The following is a 17,931-nucleotide window of genomic DNA, read 5'->3' as shown; positions in this document are numbered from 1 at the left end:
TCATGACGTCGGTCGTTGACACCTATTCCTGTACGGGCGCTTTGTCGCGCGAACCCCGGGATGGCCATCCCGGGGTTCGATCCCAGCTTCTCCTGCAGTAAAGCATAGATTTGAGAGACAATTCCTGTGCCTGTCACAGGAATCCAGCCACCGCGCGTCTGCGCGGTGAATGACTCTTATCGGAAACGGGAGTCTTCCGCGCCCAAGGACTTGGGCTTGCTGGATCCCTGTGACAAGCACAGGGATGAGGGAGATAGAGTTGAACGTTCGCGCCAAACTTGATCGCTGAATTGAAGATACTGATCGGATTGATGCACATAACGCGAAGCCGAAACACTTGTCGCCGCTGTCGACCCTACAGGTGGTTCAGGCGGATCACCCGTTGCCGGCCAGCAGCCGCTTTGCGGCCGCCCTCGCCTCTTCGGTCACCGAAGCGCCGGCGAGCATGCGGGCGATCTCCTCGGTGCGGTCCTTCTGCGCCATGGTCGCGACGCGGGTCGCGATCTTCTCGGAGCCGTCTGTGGCCGGTCCCTTGGAGATCAGCAGGTGCGTTGCCGCCCGGGCCGCGACCTGCGGCGCATGCGTGACCGACAGCACCTGCACGCGCTCGGAGAGCCGCTTCAGCCGCTGGCCGATCGCATCGGCGACGGCGCCGCCGACACCGGTGTCGATTTCGTCGAAGACCAGCGTCGGGGCCGATCCGCGATCGGCGAGCGCCACTTTCAGCGCCAGCAGGAAGCGCGAGAGTTCGCCGCCAGAGGCGACCTTCATGATCGAGCCCGGCCGCGTGCCGGGATTGGTCTGGACATGGAACTCGACGACGTCGATGCCTTCGGCAAGCGCCTCGCCCGCATCCGTGGTGATCTCCACCATGAAGCGGGCGCGCTCGAGCTTCAGCGCCGGCAGCTCGGCCATGACGGCGGCTGCCAATGCGGTGCCGGCGTGATGGCGCTTCTCGGACAGCGTGCGCGCCGCCGCATCGTAACTCTCCCGCGCCAGGCCGACCTCGGCTTCGAGCCGGGCAAGCTTCTCCTCGCCCGCATCGAGATCGGCAAGATCGGCGATCATCCGCACGGCAAGCGCCGGCAGCTCGGTGACGGGTACGGAATATTTGCGCGAGGCGGCCCGGAGCGCAAAAAGCCGTTCCTCCACCCGCTCCAGCTCACGCGGATCGTATTCGGTCTTGCGGAGCGCCGCCTCGACTTCCATCTGCGCGTTGGACAGCTGGTCGAGCGCGGCATCAAGCAGCGCCACGGTCTCTTCCAGCAATCCCGGCGCCTCGTGGCTCTTGCGCTCCAGCCGGCGCACCAGCGAGGCGATATGCGGCACGGGCGAGGCATTGCCGTTCAGGAATTCGGAAGCTTCGGCGATATCTCCGGCGATCCGCTCGGCCTTCATCATTTTCTGCCGGCGATCGGCAAGCTCGTCCTCCTCGCCGTCCTGCGGCGAGAGCTTCTCGAGCTCCTCCACGGAAGAGCGGAGGTAATCGGCTTCGCGCGCGGCACTCTCCACCTTTTCGCGGTGCTTCTTCAGCGTCCGCTCGCTGTCGCGCCACAGGCGATAGAACCGGGCGACTTCGGCTACCTCATCGGTCAGGCCGGCGAAGGCATCGAGCAGGGTGCGATGGGCATTGGTATCGACAAGGGCGCGATCGTCGTGCTGGCCGTGGATTTCGACCAGCATCTGGCCGGCCTGCCGCATCAGCTGCACGCTGACCGGCTGGTCGTTGACATAGGCTTTGGTGCGCCCGTCCGCCGATTGCTGGCGGCGGAAGATCAGGTCGCCCTCGTCGTCAATGCCGTTTTCTCTGAGCAGCGTGCGCGCGCCGTGGTCCATGCCGACGTCGAACACCGCCGTCACCTGGCCCTTGTCCTCGCCATGGCGCACCAGGCCGCCATCGCCGCGCCCGCCGAGCGCCAGCGACAGGCTGTCGAGCAGGATGGATTTGCCCGCCCCGGTCTCGCCCGTCAGCACGGAAAGACCGGTCTCGAAGGCAAGATCCAGCCGCTCGATCAGGACGATATCGCGGATCGAAAGCTGGATCAGCATAGGTTTTATGAACCGAGCAGGAGTTTCTTGCCTGCCGCAGCGATCCACGAGCCCTTGTTTTCACGCGGCTCGGCGCCGCCGGTCTGCAGCAGCTTGTAGGAATCGGCATACCACTGGCTGTCAGGATAATTGTGGCCGAGAACGGCCGCCGCCGTCTGGGCCTCGTCGACGATGCCCATGGCGTAATAAGCTTCGACGAGACGCGCCAAGGCCTCTTCGATCTGGTTGGTGTTCGGATATTTCTCGACGACGATGCGGAAGCGCGAGATCGCGGCGAGATATTCCTTCCGCTCCATATAGTAGCGGCCGATCTGCATTTCCTTGCCGGCGAGCTGGTCGCGCGCGAAGCGCATCTTGGCCTGCGCGTCGTCGACATATTCGGAGTTCGGGTAATTGTCGACGACGGCCTGCATTGCTTCGATCGTCTTGGCGGCGGCGCGCTGGTCCTGCGTCACGTCGACGATCTGCTTGGAATAGGCCAGTCCGATCAGATACTGCACATAGGCGGCATCCTGCGACTTCGGATATTGCGCCATATAGCGGTTGCCGGAGGCGAGCGCATCGTCGAGGCGGCCCTGGCGATATTTGACGAAGGTGCTCATCACAAGCGCCTTGCGCGCCCATTCGGAGAACGGGTTCTCGCGGTCGATCGCGTCGAACTTGCGCGCCGCTTCCGCCATGTTGCCGGCCTTCATATTGGCAAGGCCCTGATTGTAGAGCACATCAGGCGGATCGGTTTCGAGGCCGAGCTTGGTGATGTCGATGTCGGGGTCCGACTGGCAACCGGATATAGAGGCGCCTGCGCTGAGCACCAGAAGCGATGCGAACAAAGCGCGCGCTGTCTTCATCATACCTTCAGATCCTGCATAAGCCATTCGAAAGAACCCCACTGCCGCCGCTCGCTCTACGGCAGCCACGCCTCGCTGGCGTTTCTAGCCACAAATGTGCATCAAGAGCAACGCAATGATAAGGCATTAACGCATTTTTGTGGCAGCCACGGCCGGAATGACCGGCTTTTCACCTTCTTTCCGACCTGTTGCAGCTAAGCACCTGCCGCAAAATGCCTATCGCCGCAGACTGGGAACGACATAAAAAAACCGCCCCTGGGAAAGAGGCGGCCTGGTCTTAAGAATATGCTGGAGGTCATGCCGACCAGGGAGCGAATTCCGAAGCGCTGACCGCGATCATTTCGCGGGCGGCGACGCGCTGGCGCGGCGTCGACGTCTCCACAACCTCATAGGCGGTGGGATCGGCGAGCAGCGCCTTCAGCGCATTGGCGTTCATCTTGTGGCCGCCGCGATAGGAACGGTAGCAGCCGATGAACTGGGCGCCGGCAAGCGACAGGTCGCCGACGGCATCGAGCGTCTTGTGGCGGACGAATTCGTCCTTGGCGTAACGCAGCCCTTCGACGTTGATGACGGTGTTGTCGTCGGAGATGACGACGGAATTTTCAAGCGAGGAGCCGAGCGCGTGGCCCGATGCCCAGAGACGCTCGACATCGCGCATGAAGCCGAAGGTGCGGGCGCGTGAAAGTTCGGTCTTGAAGACGGAGGCGCTCATGTCGCCGGCCCATTTCTGCCGGCCGATCAGCGGGCATTCGAAATCGATCTCGACTTCGAATCGCGTGCCGTCATAGGGGCGGAATTCACTCCAAGAGCCGCCGTGCTCGATGCGCACCGGCTTGGTGATACGGATATAGCGGCGCTTGACGCCGAGAGAAACGAGGCCGACCTGCTCGATCGCTTCGACGAAGGGCAGCGAGCTGCCGTCCATGATCGGCATTTCGGCACCCTGCACTTCGATCACCACGTTGTCGAGACCGAGCGCATAGATGGCGGCCATGACATGTTCGATCGTCGCGACCGAATGGGCGGGCGAGAAACCGAGTACGGTGCAGAGGTCGGTATTGCCGACCTGCGAGGAGACAGCCTTGAGTTCGGTGACGTCGCCATTGTCATGCAGGCGCTGGAAAACGACGCCGGTGTCCGACTCGGCCGGGTTCAGGGTGATCGAGACTTCTGCGCCCGAATGAACCCCGATGCCCGAAAGCGTCACGGGACGCGATACCGTCGTTTGAAAACCCAGCAAGCCAATTGCCATAAAATCTGCCTTTATTTTTCCGCTCCAGTGGTTCGTCTCACGGTGCGGTTTTCATTCCTTCTGCAGAAGGAGCCTCGTTGAGGAGTCTCCTAGGGCAGTTTTCTTGCACCATACTTACGTGTGCCGGCGCTCCAATCCAAATCACTGTTTCTTTCGTTTTGTTACGAAGTCACACGATTGATATCGCTCAGCAATTTCAGGCTGAAAAACGCAAATGCCCGGGACGTGAATCCCGGGCATGAACGGTGTCGAATCGCAGCCTCAGTTCGACTGGCGGCGCAGGAATGCCGGGATTTCCAGCTGGTCGTCTTCCTGCATCATGCGGGCCTGCGGAACCGCGCGGCCCTGGTCGTCGAGGTTGCCGCGGCGCGGTGCGTAGAGGCTTGCCTCCGGCGACAGCGGACGGCGCTGCTGCGAAGCGGCGGGCGGTACGGCCGTCATGTCGGCGGCAACGGCGTCGTCGTCACGGCGGCCAAGCGAATTGGTGATTCGCTTGAGCAGGCCCATCGGACCGCGCTCTTCCTGCTGATGCGCCGAAGCCGGCTGCGTGCGGTGGTCGAGTTCGGCCTGGACGACCGGCGGGAAGTCTTCGACCTTCGGCATGCGCATCGGCTCGGGCGCCTGGCGGATGATCGGCTCCTGCCGGACCGGCTGGTGCTGCTGGATCGGCTGCTGCTGGACCGGCTGGCTCATGACCGGAGCCGGCGCCGGCTGAACCGGTGCCGGACGGATGACGGGCGCTTCCTGCGCAGGTGCGAAGATCTTGCTCTGCGGACGGAAGACTTCCTGCTGAACCGCCGGCTGCTGCACGGGGGCGCTGGCACGCGGGGCCGGGATTTCGAGCTCGCGTTCCATCTCGGCTTCGCGGATGGTCTGCGCGATCGGATCGATGGCCTTCGGTGCCTGCATAACGGGAGCAGGCTGAACTGCGGCCGCTGCCGGAGCAACAGCCGCGGAAGGACGGATAGCGGGCTTTGCAGCCGGCTGGAAGCTGCGCTCGGCGGCTTCGCTGATCGCCCGGTCGATGCCGGTCGCGACGACCGAGACGCGGATGATCCCTTCGAGCGATTCGTCGAACGTGGCGCCGAGGATGATGTTGGCGTCGGGATCGACTTCTTCGCGGATGCGGGTCGCAGCTTCATCGACTTCGAACAGGGTCAGGTCGCGGCCGCCGGTGATGGAAATCAGCAGGCCCTGGGCGCCCTTCATCGAGGTTTCGTCGAGCAGCGGGTTGGCGATTGCCGCTTCGGCTGCCTGCAGCGCGCGGCCGGAGCCGGAAGCTTCGCCGGTGCCCATCATCGCACGGCCCATCTCACGCATCACCGAGCGAACGTCGGCGAAGTCGAGGTTGATGAGGCCTTCCTTCACCATCAGGTCGGTGATGCAGGCGACGCCCGAATAGAGAACCTGGTCGGCCATGGCGAAAGCGTCGGCGAAGGTCGTCTTGTCGTTGGCGATACGGAAGAGGTTCTGGTTCGGAATGACGATCAGCGTATCGACAGACTTCTGCAGTTCCTGGATGCCCATCTCGGCCAGACGCATGCGGCGGCCGCCTTCGAAATGGAACGGCTTGGTGACGACGCCGACCGTCAGGATGCCCTTGTTGCGGGCGGCCTGTGCGACGACGGGCGCAGCTCCCGTGCCGGTGCCGCCGCCCATGCCGGCGGTGACGAAGCACATATGCGTGCCGTTCAGGTGATCGATGATCTCGTCGATGCACTCTTCGGCAGCCGCGCGGCCGACTTCCGGCTGCGAACCGGCGCCGAGGCCTTCGGTGACATTGGCGCCGAGCTGGATGATGCGCTCGGCCTTCGTCATCGTCAGCGCCTGCGCATCCGTGTTGGCGACGACGAAGTCGACGCCCTGGAGACCGGCGGTGATCATGTTGTTGACGGCATTGCCGCCGCCGCCGCCCACGCCGAACACGGTGATGCGCGGCTTCAGCTCTGTGATGTCAGGCTTTTGCAGCTTGATGGTCATGGTACCTGTTCCTTCTCTCTCTGGCCGCATCGCCACGCCGGCCAATTACTCGAATTTCAGAAGCTTTCCTTCAGCCACTGGCCCATCCGGGCTATGCGGCTGTTATTTCCCCCAAGCGACATGAGCAGACCGCTCTGTGACGCATGTGTCTCCATGTCCGCGACCTGCGGATAGATCATCAGGCCGACGGCTGTCGAAAAGGCCGGGCCCTTGGCCGCCGTCGGCAATCCCGACACGCCCATCGGGCGGCCGATGCGGACGTTGCGGGCAAGAATGCGCCGCGCCACTTCGGCAAGGCCGGTCAACTGGCTGGCGCCGCCCGTCAGCACGACGCGCTTGCCGACGATCGGGCTGAAGCCGGAACGCTGGATACGGTCGCGGATCAGTTCCATCGTCTCTTCAATTCGGGCCGATACGATGCGCGAAACCAGCGCCCGCGGCACTTGCGACGGCTGGTCGCGATCGTCCTCGCCGATCGGCGGAATGGAGATCAGCTCGCGCTCGTCGGAGGAATTCAGCAGCGCCGAGGCATGCACGACCTTCAGCCGCTCCGCATCCTCGATGCGGGTCGAGAGACCGCGCGCCAGATCGGTGGTGACATGGTGGCCACCGAGGCCGACGGCATCGGTATGAACGAGCTTGCCTTCGGCAAAGACCGAGATCGTCGTCGTGCCGCCGCCCATGTCGATCGCAGCACAGCCGAGTTCGACCTCGTCGTCGACGAGAGCGGCAAGGCCGGATGCGTAAGGCGTCGCAACGATGCCCTCGACCGAAAGATGCGCGCGATTGACGCTGAGTTCGAGGTTCTTCAGCGCCGAGCGCTCCGCGGTGACGACATGCATGTCGACGCCGAGCGCATCGCCATACATCGCCAGCGGATCGCGGATGCCGCGCTCGCCGTCGAGCGAAAAACCGGTCGCCAGCGAATGCAGCACCGAGCGGTCCTGGCGCAGCGACTGCTGGCAGGCGGCCGAGAGCACCTTCTTCAGGTCGTTGAGCTCGACCTCCTGGCCGCCGAGATCGATGGTCGCGGTATAAATATCGCTGCCGAGGCGCCCCGCCGTCAGGTTGACGATCAGGCTCTCGACGGTCAGCCCCGCCATGCGCTCGGCCGCATCGACGGCAAGGCGGATGACGCCTTCCAGCGCGTCGAGATCGGCGATGACGCCGGTCTTGATGCCGCGGGAGCGCTGATGGCCGATGCCGATGATCTCGATATTGTGGGTGCGGCCGGGCAGGATCTGGCTTTCCTCGCGCGGCGTCAGCCGGCCGATCATGCAGACGACCTTGGTCGAGCCGATGTCGAGGACCGAAACGATATGCGACCGCTTCGACGAAAGCGGCTTCAGGCGCGGCAGTCCGAAATGGGATGAACCGAACAAGCTCATATATTCTGCCCCGACTTCTTCAATTCTTTCGTACGCTCCGTCACCGCCGCCTGCCTGCGGACTGCCGCTTCCGGCGTCAGCTGGATTGCGGTCCTGTCGGGCAATCTCAGATCGACGGCAGCGATATCGCGCTCCAGGAGCTGATGCTGCTTGTCGAACTTCGAAAGTGTGGCCAGCGCCTGGTCGATGCCGTCTTCCGGCAGCTTGACGATGACGCCGTTATCCATGTGCAGATCCCAGCGGCGGCCCGATATCCAGACATAGGCCCTCACACGGGCCTTCACGTCAGGCCATTTCGAGAAGGCCTCGTCGAGCGAAGCAGCCGCCGCTTCGGCATCGCGGCCGACGACGAGCGGCAGCGCCGAAAACTTGTTGTCGCGCAGCGGCGCAATGACGCTGCCGTTCTTCTCGATCAGCGAAAGCTCCTGCCCATGCTGCCAGATCGCATAGGCTTGACGCTCCTTGAGCTTCACCTCGATCGTCTTCGGGTAGATCTTGCGAACCTCGACATTCTCGACCCAGGGAAGATGCGCGATCTTCCGGCGGGCAGCATCGACATCGAGCGCGACCAGCGAGGTCGTGCCGTCGAGGCCGATCAGCTGCAGGATCTCGATTTCGGAGGTTTCGGAATTGCCGGAAACCTTCACGTCCTCGATCGCAAAGCCAGCGGCCGTCGTCGTCGCCTGCGCGACGGCTTCCGTATGGCCGCCGAGCGACATGCCGTACAGGCCGGTCGCGGCCAGGAAGGCGAGCGCCGAAACCGTGCCCGTATGGGCCGGAATATCGATGCGGCCGCTGCCAAGGCTGATCAGGAAACGGGTGACGCGGCGCAGCGGGCGCGGCAAAACGAACCGCTCCTCGGCTTCCACCATGGGAAGCGCGACATGATGGCTAGGGCGCCCAATCCTCTTGACCGTCAACGCAAACAAGACGCGTCCTCCACCATCCACCGGAGAAACTGACCAAATGAATAGCCGGCATGACCGGCCATTTCGGGCACGAGCGAGGTTGGAGTCATGCCGGGCTGGGTATTGACCTCCAGCCAGATGATTTCGCCGTCTTCGGAGAAACGATCGTCGTAACGAAAGTCGGACCGACTGACGCCGCGGCAACCGATTGCCTGATGCGCCCTTAGGGCCAATGTTTGTATTTTTTGGTAAATATTCGGTGAAATTTTCGCCGGGATGACGTGTTTTGAACCGCCTGCCGCATACTTGGAATCGTAATCATAGAAATTGTGTCCCTGCGGCACCACTTCGGTGACACCGAGCGCGACATCGCCCATCACGCCGCAGGTCAGTTCGCGGCCATAGACATAGCGCTCGACCAGCACCTCTTCGCCGTAACGCCACTCGGGCGAGCTGACGACCTGCGGCGGATGCGCCTGATCTTCCGTGACGATGACGACGCCGAAGCTCGACCCCTCGCGAACCGGCTTCACCACATAGGGCGGCTTCATCGGATGCGTCGAAGGGAAGGCGAAACGATTGACCGTCTGCGATTCGGCCACAGGAATGCCGGCTGCGGCAGCAACGCGCTTCGCCTTATCCTTGTCCATCGCCAAAGCCGAGGCAAGCACACCCGAATGCGTATAGGGGATCTCCAGATATTCCAGGATGCCCTGGATCGTGCCGTCTTCGCCGAAGGGGCCATGAAGGGCATTGAAGACGACATCGGGCTTCAGCGCGGCAAGCTTTTCGGAAACGTCGCGGGCGACATCGATGCACGTCACCTTGAAGCCTTCCGCTTCGAGGGCCTCTGCGCAAGCCTTTCCCGAGGAAAGGCTGACGGGCCTCTCCGAGGAAAATCCGCCCATCAGGACAGCGACATGCTTGCGACTCATCAACACCCCCAAAAATAACTTCCACTTTTGAAATCGACGCTTGCGCGAAGCTGTCTGCGCCGTTTCAGGCCGTTGTCCGGCTTGCCTGCATTAGAGCATCATTATGGTTAATGAAGTGTTTACTTTCGTTAACTCTTTGCCCGGAAGTTCCCGGCCCTTTACCTTTTGCTCATCTCGCAGCCATTCCCAGGCCGTCCGGGAGCGGGCCCGAACACGATCGAAAAGCCTATTTGTTCAACGAGATATCGTATGGCGCTCACCACGATGGAATCTGCCAAGGGTTTGAGACGTCATTCCTCAACCCGATACCGGCAACACTGAGGCGGGGGCCGGCGCCTTGATAGATTAATGCAAAGCGCCGCGACGCCCCGCCATTCCCGCTTTTGTGTTGATGCGAGTCCCACTTCCGGTTAGCGAAGGCCAGGAAATAGCAGGGAGAAGATCATGCGATGCCTCGTCACCGGCGCCGCCGGCTTCGTCGGCAGCCCGCTTGTCAAACGGCTGCACGAGGAGAAGGTTTGCGATCTCGTGGTCACCACCCGATCCGCAACGCCTGCCTTTCCTGATGATGTCAGGCATTTTCCGATCGATATAACCGACAGGACCGACTGGGCGGCAGCGCTCGAAGGCGTCGATGTCATCGTCCACCTTGCTGCCCGCGTGCACATCATGAACGACCGCGCGGCCGATCCGCTGGCGGAATTCCGCCGGACGAACACCGCCGCCACGCTCAATCTCGCCGAACAGGCCGCCCGCGCCGGCGTGAAGAGATTCGTCTTCGTCAGCACCATCAAGGTCAATGGCGAAGAGAACGACAGGCCGTTCCGGCACGACGACACGCTGAAGCCGATCGATCCCTACGGTATTTCGAAGCTGGAAAGCGAAACCGGCCTGCGCGAAATCGCCGCCCGTACCGGCATGGACGTCGTCATCATCCGCCCGCCCCTGGTCTATGGTCCCGGCGCAAGGGGCAACTTCGCTCTTCTCGTCGGGCTCGTCCGCAAGCGGATACCGCTCCCTTTCGCTTCGCTGAAAAACCGCCGCACCTTGGTCGCGGTGCAGAACCTCGTCGATCTGATCATCACCTGCATGGCGCATCCCGCCGCCGCCGGCGAGATTTTCCTCGCCGGAGATGGTGAGGACCTCTCGACCCCGGAACTCATCAGCGGAATTGCCGCGGGGCTCGGCGTCAAGCCGATGCTGGTCCCCTTCCCGTCCGCGGTGCTGCACATGGCGGCAAAGGCAGTCGGGAAGGACGCCGTCTATCAGCGCCTTTGCGGTTCGCTGCAGGTCGACATATCCCGGGCGCGCGACGTTCTCGGCTGGTCGCCCGTCGTCACGCCGCGCGAAGGACTGAAACTGGCGGTGAAGTAACCGCTACTCGGTGGTCACGCCCTGGAACGGGCGCACTTCGCGACCGGGCATGAAGACGCCGATGCGCTTGATTTCCCATTCGAGCTTGATGCCCTCTTTCTCGAAGACCTCGCGGCGCACCTGCTCGCCGAGATATTCGAGATCGTAGCCGGTCGCCTGCCCCATGTTGATCATGAAGTTGCAGTGAAGCGACGACATCTGCGCACCGCCGATGACGAGACCGCGGCAGCCCGCCTCGTCGATCAGCTTCCAGGCCGAATGGCCCGGCGGGTTCTTGAAGGTCGAGCCGCCGGTTTTCTCGCGCACCGGCTGCACCGTCTCGCGGTGATTGCGCACCGCGTCCATCTCGGCGCGGATCTGGGCGCGGTCCTCAGGATAGCCCTCGAAAAGCACCGAGGTGAAGATCAGGTCGGCAGGGGCTGCGGAATGCCGATAGGAATAGCCCATCTCGGCATTGGAGAGCACATACTTGTTGCCCTTGCGGTCGACCGCGTTGACCTCGACCAGCCGCTCGCGCGTCTCGACGCCGTTGGCGCCGGCGTTCATGCGCGCCGCGCCGCCGATGCCGCCCGGGATGCCGTAATAGAAATGGAAGCCGCCGATGCCATTGTCCATCGCCATCGCCGCGACGTGCTTGTCCGGGCAGATGGCGCCGGCGAGGATGCGGTTTTCACCGGCCAGTTCGACGAAACCGAAGCCCTTGGCCGACAGGCGCAGCACGACGCCTGGAATGCCGCCGTCGCGCACCAGGATGTTGGAGCCGACGCCGACCACGGTCAGCGGCACCTCTTCCGGCAGGATCTTCAGGAAGGCGATGAGGTCGTCGACGTCATGCGGCTGAAACATCAGCTCGGCGAGCCCGCCCGCCCGGAACCAGGTGACGCGGTCCATGGGGGCATCCGGCGTAATGCGGCCGCGGATATCCTTTACACCGTCTCCGAGAGACGCGAGAAGCTTTTCCCCATTCACCTGTTTCATGCGGACTTTCCCGATAGGCCTTCCAGTTGTTTGGGCAGCGCCGCCGCCCAGGATGTGATGCTTCCAGCCCCCAACAGAACCACGAAATCACCAGGCTTTGCAACCTCTGCAACCATCTGCGGCAGAAGCTCCGCCGAAGCGAGGAAGCGGGCGTCGCGATGGCCGCCGGATTTGATGCGCGAGACGAGCGACAGGGAATCCATGCCTTCGATCGGATCCTCGCCTGCCGCATAGACGGGTGCCAGGAAAATGCTGTCGGCATCGTTGAAGCAGGCGGCGAATTCTTCGAACAGGCTCGAAAGGCGGCTGTAGCGGTGCGGCTGATGAACGGCGATGATCCGTCCCTTGCAGGCTTCGCGGGCAGCGCGCAACACGGCCTTGATCTCGACGGGGTGATGGCCGTAATCGTCGAAGATCTGCACGCCGTTCCATTCGCCGGTCAGCGTGAAGCGGCGTTTGACGCCGCCGAAGGAGGCAAGCCCCTTGGCGATATCTTCCTTCGAAATGCCGAGCCGGTTGGCAACGGCGATCGCCGCCGTCGCGTTGGAAATATTGTGACGGCCGGGCATCGGCATGACCAGCCCCTTGAGCTCGATCACCTGGCCGGTGCGGCGGCGGCGGATCTCGACGTCGAAGATCGAGCGCGTGCCGTCGATGCGCACATTCTTGAAGCGCACGTCGGCCTGCGGGTTTTCGCCATAGGTGATGATCTTGCGGTCCTCGATGCGGCCGACCAGCGACTGCACCTCGGGATGGTCGAGGCACATGACGCCGAAGCCGTAGAACGGCACGTTCTCGACGAATTGCCGGAAGGCGGCGCGCACGGCGTCGAAATTGCCGTAATGGTCGAGGTGCTCGGGATCGATATTGGTGATGACGGCAACATCGGCCGGAAGCTTCAGGAAGGTGCCGTCGGATTCGTCGGCCTCGACCACCATCCACTCGCCCTCGCCCATGCGGGCATTGGTGCCGTAGGCGTTGATGATGCCGCCGTTGATGACCGTCGGGTCGAGCCCGCCAGCTTCGAGCAGGGTCGCGACCAGCGATGTGGTCGTCGTCTTGCCATGGGTGCCGCCGATGGCGATCGCATTGCGGAAGCGCATCAGCTCGGCCAGCATTTCGGCGCGGCGCACCACCGGCAGCAGCTTTTCGCGCGCCGCGATGAGTTCCGGATTGCTCTTCTTGATCGCCGTCGAAACCACGACGACTTCGGCATCGCCCAGGTTTTCGGCCCGGTGGCCGACGGAGACTTCGATGCCCTTGTCACGCAGGCGCTGGACATTGGCGCTGTCGGCCTGGTCGGACCCCTGCACCTTGTGGCCGAGATTGTGCAGCACCTCGGCGATACCGCTCATGCCGATACCGCCAATGCCGATGAAATGGACGAGACCGATCGCCTTCGGCAGTTTCATGCGCGTGTCCTCTTGAATTCCGCTATTGTCCGTCCGGCGGCAATAGCCTCAACCATGTCGGCAAGCAAGTTCGCGGCATCGGGTTTTCCCGCGAGCTTTGCCGCAGCCGCCATGCCGGCAAGCTTTTCCGGGTCGTTCATCACGTGGCCAAGGATGGAGGCGATGCGTTCCGGCGAAAGCTCCGCTTGCGGGATCACCTTGGCTCCGCCGGTCGCGGCAAGCGCGGCGGCATTGGCCGCCTGATCGTGATCGAGCGCATGCGGATAAGGCACCAGCACGGCCGGACGGCCTATAACCGAGATTTCCGAGACCGTCGAAGCGCCGGAGCGGCAGATCACCAGATGCGCTTTCGCCAGCCGCTCCGCCATGTCGGTGAAGAAGGGCGCGATATCGGCGCCCATATCCAGCTTGGCGACGCAGCCGCTGACCATCTCCATATCTTCCGGGCGCACCTGCTGGGTGATGCGCAGACGAAGACGAAACGCCTCGTCGAGCAGGCTGATCGCCGTCGGCAGCGCCTTGGAGAAATATTGCGCGCCCTGGCTGCCGCCGAAGACGACGAGATTGAAGGCTTCGCCAGGATGCGACGGCGTATAAGGCACTTCGGCCGCGGCAATGATCGCCGGACGAACCGGATTGCCCGTGGTCACCGTCTTGTCTGGAAATGCAGCGCCGCCCTCCGGCAGGAAGCCGCCGGCGATCCCCTGCACGCGGGTCGCCAGCGCCTTGTTGGCGCGGCCCATCACGGCATTCTGCTCATGGATCATCGCCGGCACGCCGAGCCTTGTAGCGGCAAGCAGCGGCGGCACGGTGGGATAACCCCCGAAACCGACGACGACGACAGGTTTCAGCCGCTGGATCAGCTTCTTTGCCGCCCGCATGCCGCTCCAGAGCGTCCATAGCGAACGGGCGACGGCAACAGGGTTCTTCGAGCCGATCGTCGCCGACGGCACGACATGGATCTCTTCGGCGGGGAACTTGCCGGCATAACGCTCCGCCCGGCTGTCGGTGACGAGATGCACCGAATAGCCGCGTTCCTTCAGCTTGAAGGCCAGCGCCTCCGCCGGAAACACATGGCCGCCGGTTCCCCCGGCGGCAAGCAGCACGATGCCTTTGCTCATAAGCTCTTACTCCGCCGGCATGCCGTGCGGGACGCGGAAAAGGCTCCGGTCCTGCGCGCGCTTTTCCGGACGATGGCGCGTCAGCGCCAAGATGAAACCGGCGGTGACGCAGATCGCCACCATAGACGAGCCGCCGTAGGAAATCAGCGGCAGCGTCATGCCCTTTGCCGGCAGCAGCTCGAGATTGACGCCGATATTGATGATCGACTGGATGCCCATCTGCAGCACCAGGCCGGCGACGGCGAAACGGTTGAAGTCGTTGCGCTCGCGATAGGCATGCGACAGGCCGCGCAGCACCAGCACGGTGAACAGCGCCACGAGCGCCATGCAGAAGACGATGCCGAATTCCTCGGCCGCGACCGAGAAGATGAAGTCGGTATGGGCATCCGGAATGATGCGCTTGACGATGCCCTCGCCCGGCCCCTGGCCGAACCAGCTGCCGCGGATGATCGCTTCGCGCGCCGTGTCGATCTGGAACGTGTCGCCCTCGCCGGTCATGAACTTGTCTATTCGCCCGGCGACGTGCGGAAAGACGTAATAGGCGCTGAGCAGGCCACCGGCGCCGCCGATGCCGAGCAGGACGATCCAGATCCACGGCATGCCGGCCATGAAGAACATCCCGCCCCAGACCGCCGTGGTCAGGATGGTCTGGCCGAGGTCCGGCTGCGCGACGAGAAGGGCGGCGACGATGCCGAACAGGATGATGGCGAAGAGATTGCCGGGAATTTCCGGCTGTCGCGCATGTTCGGCAAACAGCCAGGCGCAGACGACGACGAAGGCGGGCTTCATGAATTCCGACGGCTGGACGGAAAGGCCGGCGATCCAGATCCAGCGCCTGCCGCCCTTGACCTCCTGCCCGACGAAAAGAACCAGCACCATCATCGCGAGCGAGATGATCAGCAGCAGGATCGCGGTCCGCCGCACCTGGCGCGGCGTCAGGAACGACAGTCCAAGCATCACCCCGATCGACGGGATCATGAAGGCCGCATGGCGCTTGACGAAGTGGAAAGGCTCGAGCCCGATGCGCTCGGCAACCGCGGGAGAAGCGGCGAAGGACAGCATGAAGCCGATGCCCATCAGGAAGATGAACATCGCCAGGAAGAAGCGGTCGATGGTCCAGAACCAATCGGCCAGAGGCCCACGTTCCGCGCGGCTTACCATGTCATTTCTCTCCTGTTGCAGGACCGATCAGCATCGTCATTCCGTCAAGTGCCGCCACGTGGCTGACGAAGGCATCGCCCCTGACTTCGAAGTTCTTATACTGGTCGAAGCTTGCGCAAGCCGGGGATAACATCACGGCCGAAAAGCCGCTCTCGTCGCGCTCGGCATCGGCCGCCGCATGCGCGACCGCCCGCTCCAGCGTGCCCGAAATCTCGTAGGGCACGGCCTCGCCGAGGGTTGCTGCGAATTCCGCCGCCGCCTCGCCGATCAGATAGGCCTTGGCGATACGCGGGAAATAGGGCGCGAGCGTCGTGATGCCGCCTGATTTCGGCAGGCCGCCGGCGATCCAGTAGATGCGGTCATAGCTCGAAAGCGCCGGTGCTGCGGCATCGGCATTGGTCGCCTTGGAATCGTTGACGAAAACGACGCGGCCGCGCTGGCCCACCGGCTGCATGCGGTGCTTGAGGCCGGGGAAGGAGGCAAGGCCGGCGCGGATGTCGTCGGCGGAAACGCCGGCCGCAAGGCAGGCGGCGACGGCAGCGGCGGCGTTCTGCGCATTATGGCTGCCGCGCAGCGTCTGGATGCCGTCGAGATCGATGAAGGGCAGCATGGCGCCGCCGGCGGCCTGAACGAGCTTGGTGCCCTCAGCATAGATGCCATCGGCCACCACGTTGCGGCGGGAGATGCGGACCACCTTGACGCCCGCCCGCTCGACGCGGTCGGCGATCAGTGCCGAATGGCTGTCGTCGATGCCGACGATCGCCACATCGCTGCCGGCGACCAGCCGCTCCTTGACGTCGGCATAGTGCTGCATCGTGCCGTGGCGGTCGAGGTGATCGGGCGTCAGGTTGAGAAGGATGCCGGCGGACGGGTTCAGCGTCGGCGCGAGATCGATCTGGTAGGAGGAGCATTCGACGACGTAATAACGTCCCGCCTTCGGCGGATCGAGCGTCAGCACGGCCGTGCCGATATTGCCGCCGAGCTGCGTGTCGTAACCTGCCGATTTCAGGATATGGGCGATCAGCGCCGTGGTGGTCGACTTGCCGTTGGTGCCGGTGATGGCGATGAAGGGGCAGTCCGGCGCGTGGGCACGGCGCTCACGCACGAAGAGCTCGACGTCACCGACGATGTCGACGCCGGCGGCCCGCGCCAGATCGACGGTCCAGTGCGGCTTCGGATGGGTGAGCGGCACGCCGGGTGACAGCACGAACAGCGCCTGCTGGCTCCAGTCGATCGTATGCAGGTCCTCCGTCCGGATGCCCTCGGCCGAAGCCTTGGCGACGCTGTCGGGATTGTCGTCCCAGGCGGTCACATCGGCGCCGCCTGCAATCAGCGCGCGGGCTGTGGCGAAACCGGAGCCGCCGAGCCCGAAGAGCGCGACCTTCCTGTCCTTGAGCGTCGTGACCGGGATCATCGCCGCCTCACCTCAGCTTCAGCGTCGAGAGGCCGAGCATGGCAAGACCGACCGCGATGATCCAGAAGCGGATCACCACCTGGCTCTCGGTCCAGCCCTTCTTCTCGAAGTGATGGTGGATCGGCGCCATCAGGAAGACGCGCCGGCCGGTCATCTTGAAGAAGCCGACCTGGATGATGACCGATAGCGTCTCCATGACGAAGAGGCCGCCGATGATGGCCATGACGATCTCGTGCTTGGTGGCGACGGCGACGGTGCCGATCGTGCCGCCGAGCGCCAACGAGCCGGTGTCGCCCATGAAGATGGCCGCCGGCGGTGCGTTGAACCAGAGAAAGCCGAGGCCGGCGCCGATGACGGCGCCGAGCACGACGGCAAGCTCACCGGTGCCGGGCACGAAATTGATCTGCAGGTAGTTCGCAAACACGACGTTGCCGGCGAGATAGGCGATGACGCCGAAGGAGGCGGCGGCGATCATCACCGGCACGATGGCGAGCCCGTCGAGCCCGTCGGTCAGGTTGACGGCATTGCCGGCGCCGACGATGACGAAGCCGCCGAAGACGACGAACATGATGCCGAGATTGATCAGGAAGTCCTTGAAGAAGGGAAAGGCGATCGAGGAACCGAAGGTCGAGCCTGCAGTCCCCGAGGCAAGGGCCGTGCGCATCATGAAATAGACGGCGATGCCGGCGATGACGAACTCGATGCCAAGACGGGCCTTGCCGGAAAAGCCCTTATGGCTCTGCTTGGTCACCTTGAGATAATCGTCATAGAAGCCGATGGCGCCGAAACCCAGCGTCACCAGCAGCGTCGCGACGACATAGACGTTGGAAAGATCGGCCCAGAGCAGCGAGGCCCCGACGATGCCGGCAAGGATCATCAACCCGCCCATGGTCGGCGTGCCGGCCTTCTTGAAATGCGTCTGCGGCCCGTCGGCGCGGATCGGCTGGCCTTTGCCTTGCCGGATGCGCAGCGAATTGATGATCGTCGGCCCGAACAGGAAGACGATCAATGCGGAGGTGAAGAGAGCGGCGCCCGTGCGGAAGGTAATATATCTGAACAGGTTCAGAAACTTGAAATATTCCGACAGTTCGACAAGCCAGATCAGCATTCA

14 protein-coding genes are annotated in these 17,931 nt (G+C 63.4%); 1 reads left to right on the top strand and 13 read right to left on the bottom strand.

All coding sequences use genetic code 11. The annotated features are described in order from the left end of the window. Positions 1 to 375: 375 nt before the first annotated feature. The 7 genes from recN to ATY77_RS30920 form a co-directional block, all read right to left on the bottom strand. Positions 376 to 2,049 (bottom strand): DNA repair protein RecN, encoded by a 1,674-nt coding sequence (gene recN, locus ATY77_RS30950; protein WP_088690235.1) that lies wholly within the window; start codon positions 2,047 to 2,049, stop codon positions 376 to 378. Between the two features lie 5 nt (positions 2,050 to 2,054). After that, positions 2,055 to 2,924, bottom strand: a complete 870-nt coding sequence (locus ATY77_RS30945) for an outer membrane protein assembly factor BamD (protein ID WP_190237718.1) — start codon at positions 2,922 to 2,924, stop codon at positions 2,055 to 2,057. Between the two features lie 268 nt (positions 2,925 to 3,192). Beyond that, positions 3,193 to 4,149 carry a UDP-3-O-acyl-N-acetylglucosamine deacetylase gene (lpxC, locus tag ATY77_RS30940; protein WP_088673245.1) on the bottom strand — a complete coding sequence of 319 codons (957 nt, stop codon included), beginning with the start codon at positions 4,147 to 4,149 and terminating at the stop codon, positions 3,193 to 3,195. A gap of 261 nt (positions 4,150 to 4,410) precedes the next feature. Next, a complete protein-coding gene (gene ftsZ / locus ATY77_RS30935; RefSeq protein ID WP_088690233.1) occupies positions 4,411 to 6,129 on the bottom strand; it encodes a cell division protein FtsZ in 1,719 nt (572 codons plus the stop codon). 56 nt (positions 6,130 to 6,185) lie between these two features. Further along, positions 6,186 to 7,517, bottom strand: a complete 1,332-nt coding sequence (gene ftsA, locus ATY77_RS30930) for a cell division protein FtsA (RefSeq protein ID WP_011426086.1) — start codon at positions 7,515 to 7,517, stop codon at positions 6,186 to 6,188. Beyond that, positions 7,514 to 8,446 carry a cell division protein FtsQ/DivIB gene (locus ATY77_RS30925; protein WP_088690232.1) on the bottom strand — a complete coding sequence of 311 codons (933 nt, stop codon included), beginning with the start codon at positions 8,444 to 8,446 and terminating at the stop codon, positions 7,514 to 7,516. Before ATY77_RS30925 ends, ftsA begins: the two co-directional genes overlap by 4 nt. After that, positions 8,434 to 9,360, bottom strand: coding sequence for a D-alanine--D-alanine ligase (locus tag ATY77_RS30920; RefSeq protein WP_088690231.1), 927 nt, complete (start codon positions 9,358 to 9,360; stop codon positions 8,434 to 8,436). The genes ATY77_RS30925 and ATY77_RS30920 overlap by 13 nt, the downstream gene beginning before the upstream one ends. Before the next feature lie 444 nt (positions 9,361 to 9,804). Here ATY77_RS30920 and ATY77_RS30915 point away from each other — a divergent pair, with 444 nt between their 5' ends. Continuing rightward, the gene (locus ATY77_RS30915; protein ID WP_088690230.1) at positions 9,805 to 10,734 is read left to right on the top strand and encodes an SDR family oxidoreductase; all 930 of its coding nucleotides are present in this window, start codon (positions 9,805 to 9,807) and stop codon (positions 10,732 to 10,734) included. Positions 10,735 to 10,737: 3 nt separating this feature from the next. On the opposite strand, the gene murB is transcribed toward ATY77_RS30915, so the two are convergent. From murB to mraY, 6 genes are read right to left on the bottom strand one after another with little or no spacing between them, the layout of a single operon-like run. Then, a complete protein-coding gene (gene murB / locus ATY77_RS30910; RefSeq protein ID WP_088690229.1) occupies positions 10,738 to 11,712 on the bottom strand; it encodes a UDP-N-acetylmuramate dehydrogenase in 975 nt (324 codons plus the stop codon). Further along, on the bottom strand, positions 11,709 to 13,124 hold the full coding sequence (gene murC / locus ATY77_RS30905; protein WP_088690228.1) for a UDP-N-acetylmuramate--L-alanine ligase: 1,416 nt from the start codon (positions 13,122 to 13,124) through the stop codon (positions 11,709 to 11,711). Before murC ends, murB begins: the two co-directional genes overlap by 4 nt. Further along, complete coding sequence (murG, locus tag ATY77_RS30900; protein ID WP_088690227.1) at positions 13,121 to 14,245, bottom strand: undecaprenyldiphospho-muramoylpentapeptide beta-N-acetylglucosaminyltransferase; 1,125 nt, start codon at positions 14,243 to 14,245, stop codon at positions 13,121 to 13,123. Before murG ends, murC begins: the two co-directional genes overlap by 4 nt. Before the next feature lie 6 nt (positions 14,246 to 14,251). Continuing rightward, positions 14,252 to 15,406: a putative lipid II flippase FtsW gene (gene ftsW / locus ATY77_RS30895; RefSeq protein ID WP_088673237.1), complete on the bottom strand. Its 1,155-nt coding sequence runs from the start codon at positions 15,404 to 15,406 to the stop codon at positions 14,252 to 14,254. A 1-nt stretch (position 15,407) separates the two neighbouring features. Beyond that, positions 15,408 to 16,820, bottom strand: coding sequence for a UDP-N-acetylmuramoyl-L-alanine--D-glutamate ligase (gene murD, locus ATY77_RS30890; RefSeq protein WP_088690226.1), 1,413 nt, complete (start codon positions 16,818 to 16,820; stop codon positions 15,408 to 15,410). A 7-nt stretch (positions 16,821 to 16,827) separates the two neighbouring features. Then, on the bottom strand, positions 16,828 to 17,928 hold the full coding sequence (gene mraY, locus ATY77_RS30885) for a phospho-N-acetylmuramoyl-pentapeptide-transferase (protein WP_085737793.1): 1,101 nt from the start codon (positions 17,926 to 17,928) through the stop codon (positions 16,828 to 16,830). Positions 17,929 to 17,931: the final 3 nt, after the last annotated feature.

Origin of the sequence: Rhizobium sp. R634, assembly GCF_002211305.1 — a bacterium.
Classification (GTDB): domain Bacteria; phylum Pseudomonadota; class Alphaproteobacteria; order Rhizobiales; family Rhizobiaceae; genus Rhizobium.
This window is presented reverse-complemented; position numbering and strand designations above follow the sequence as displayed.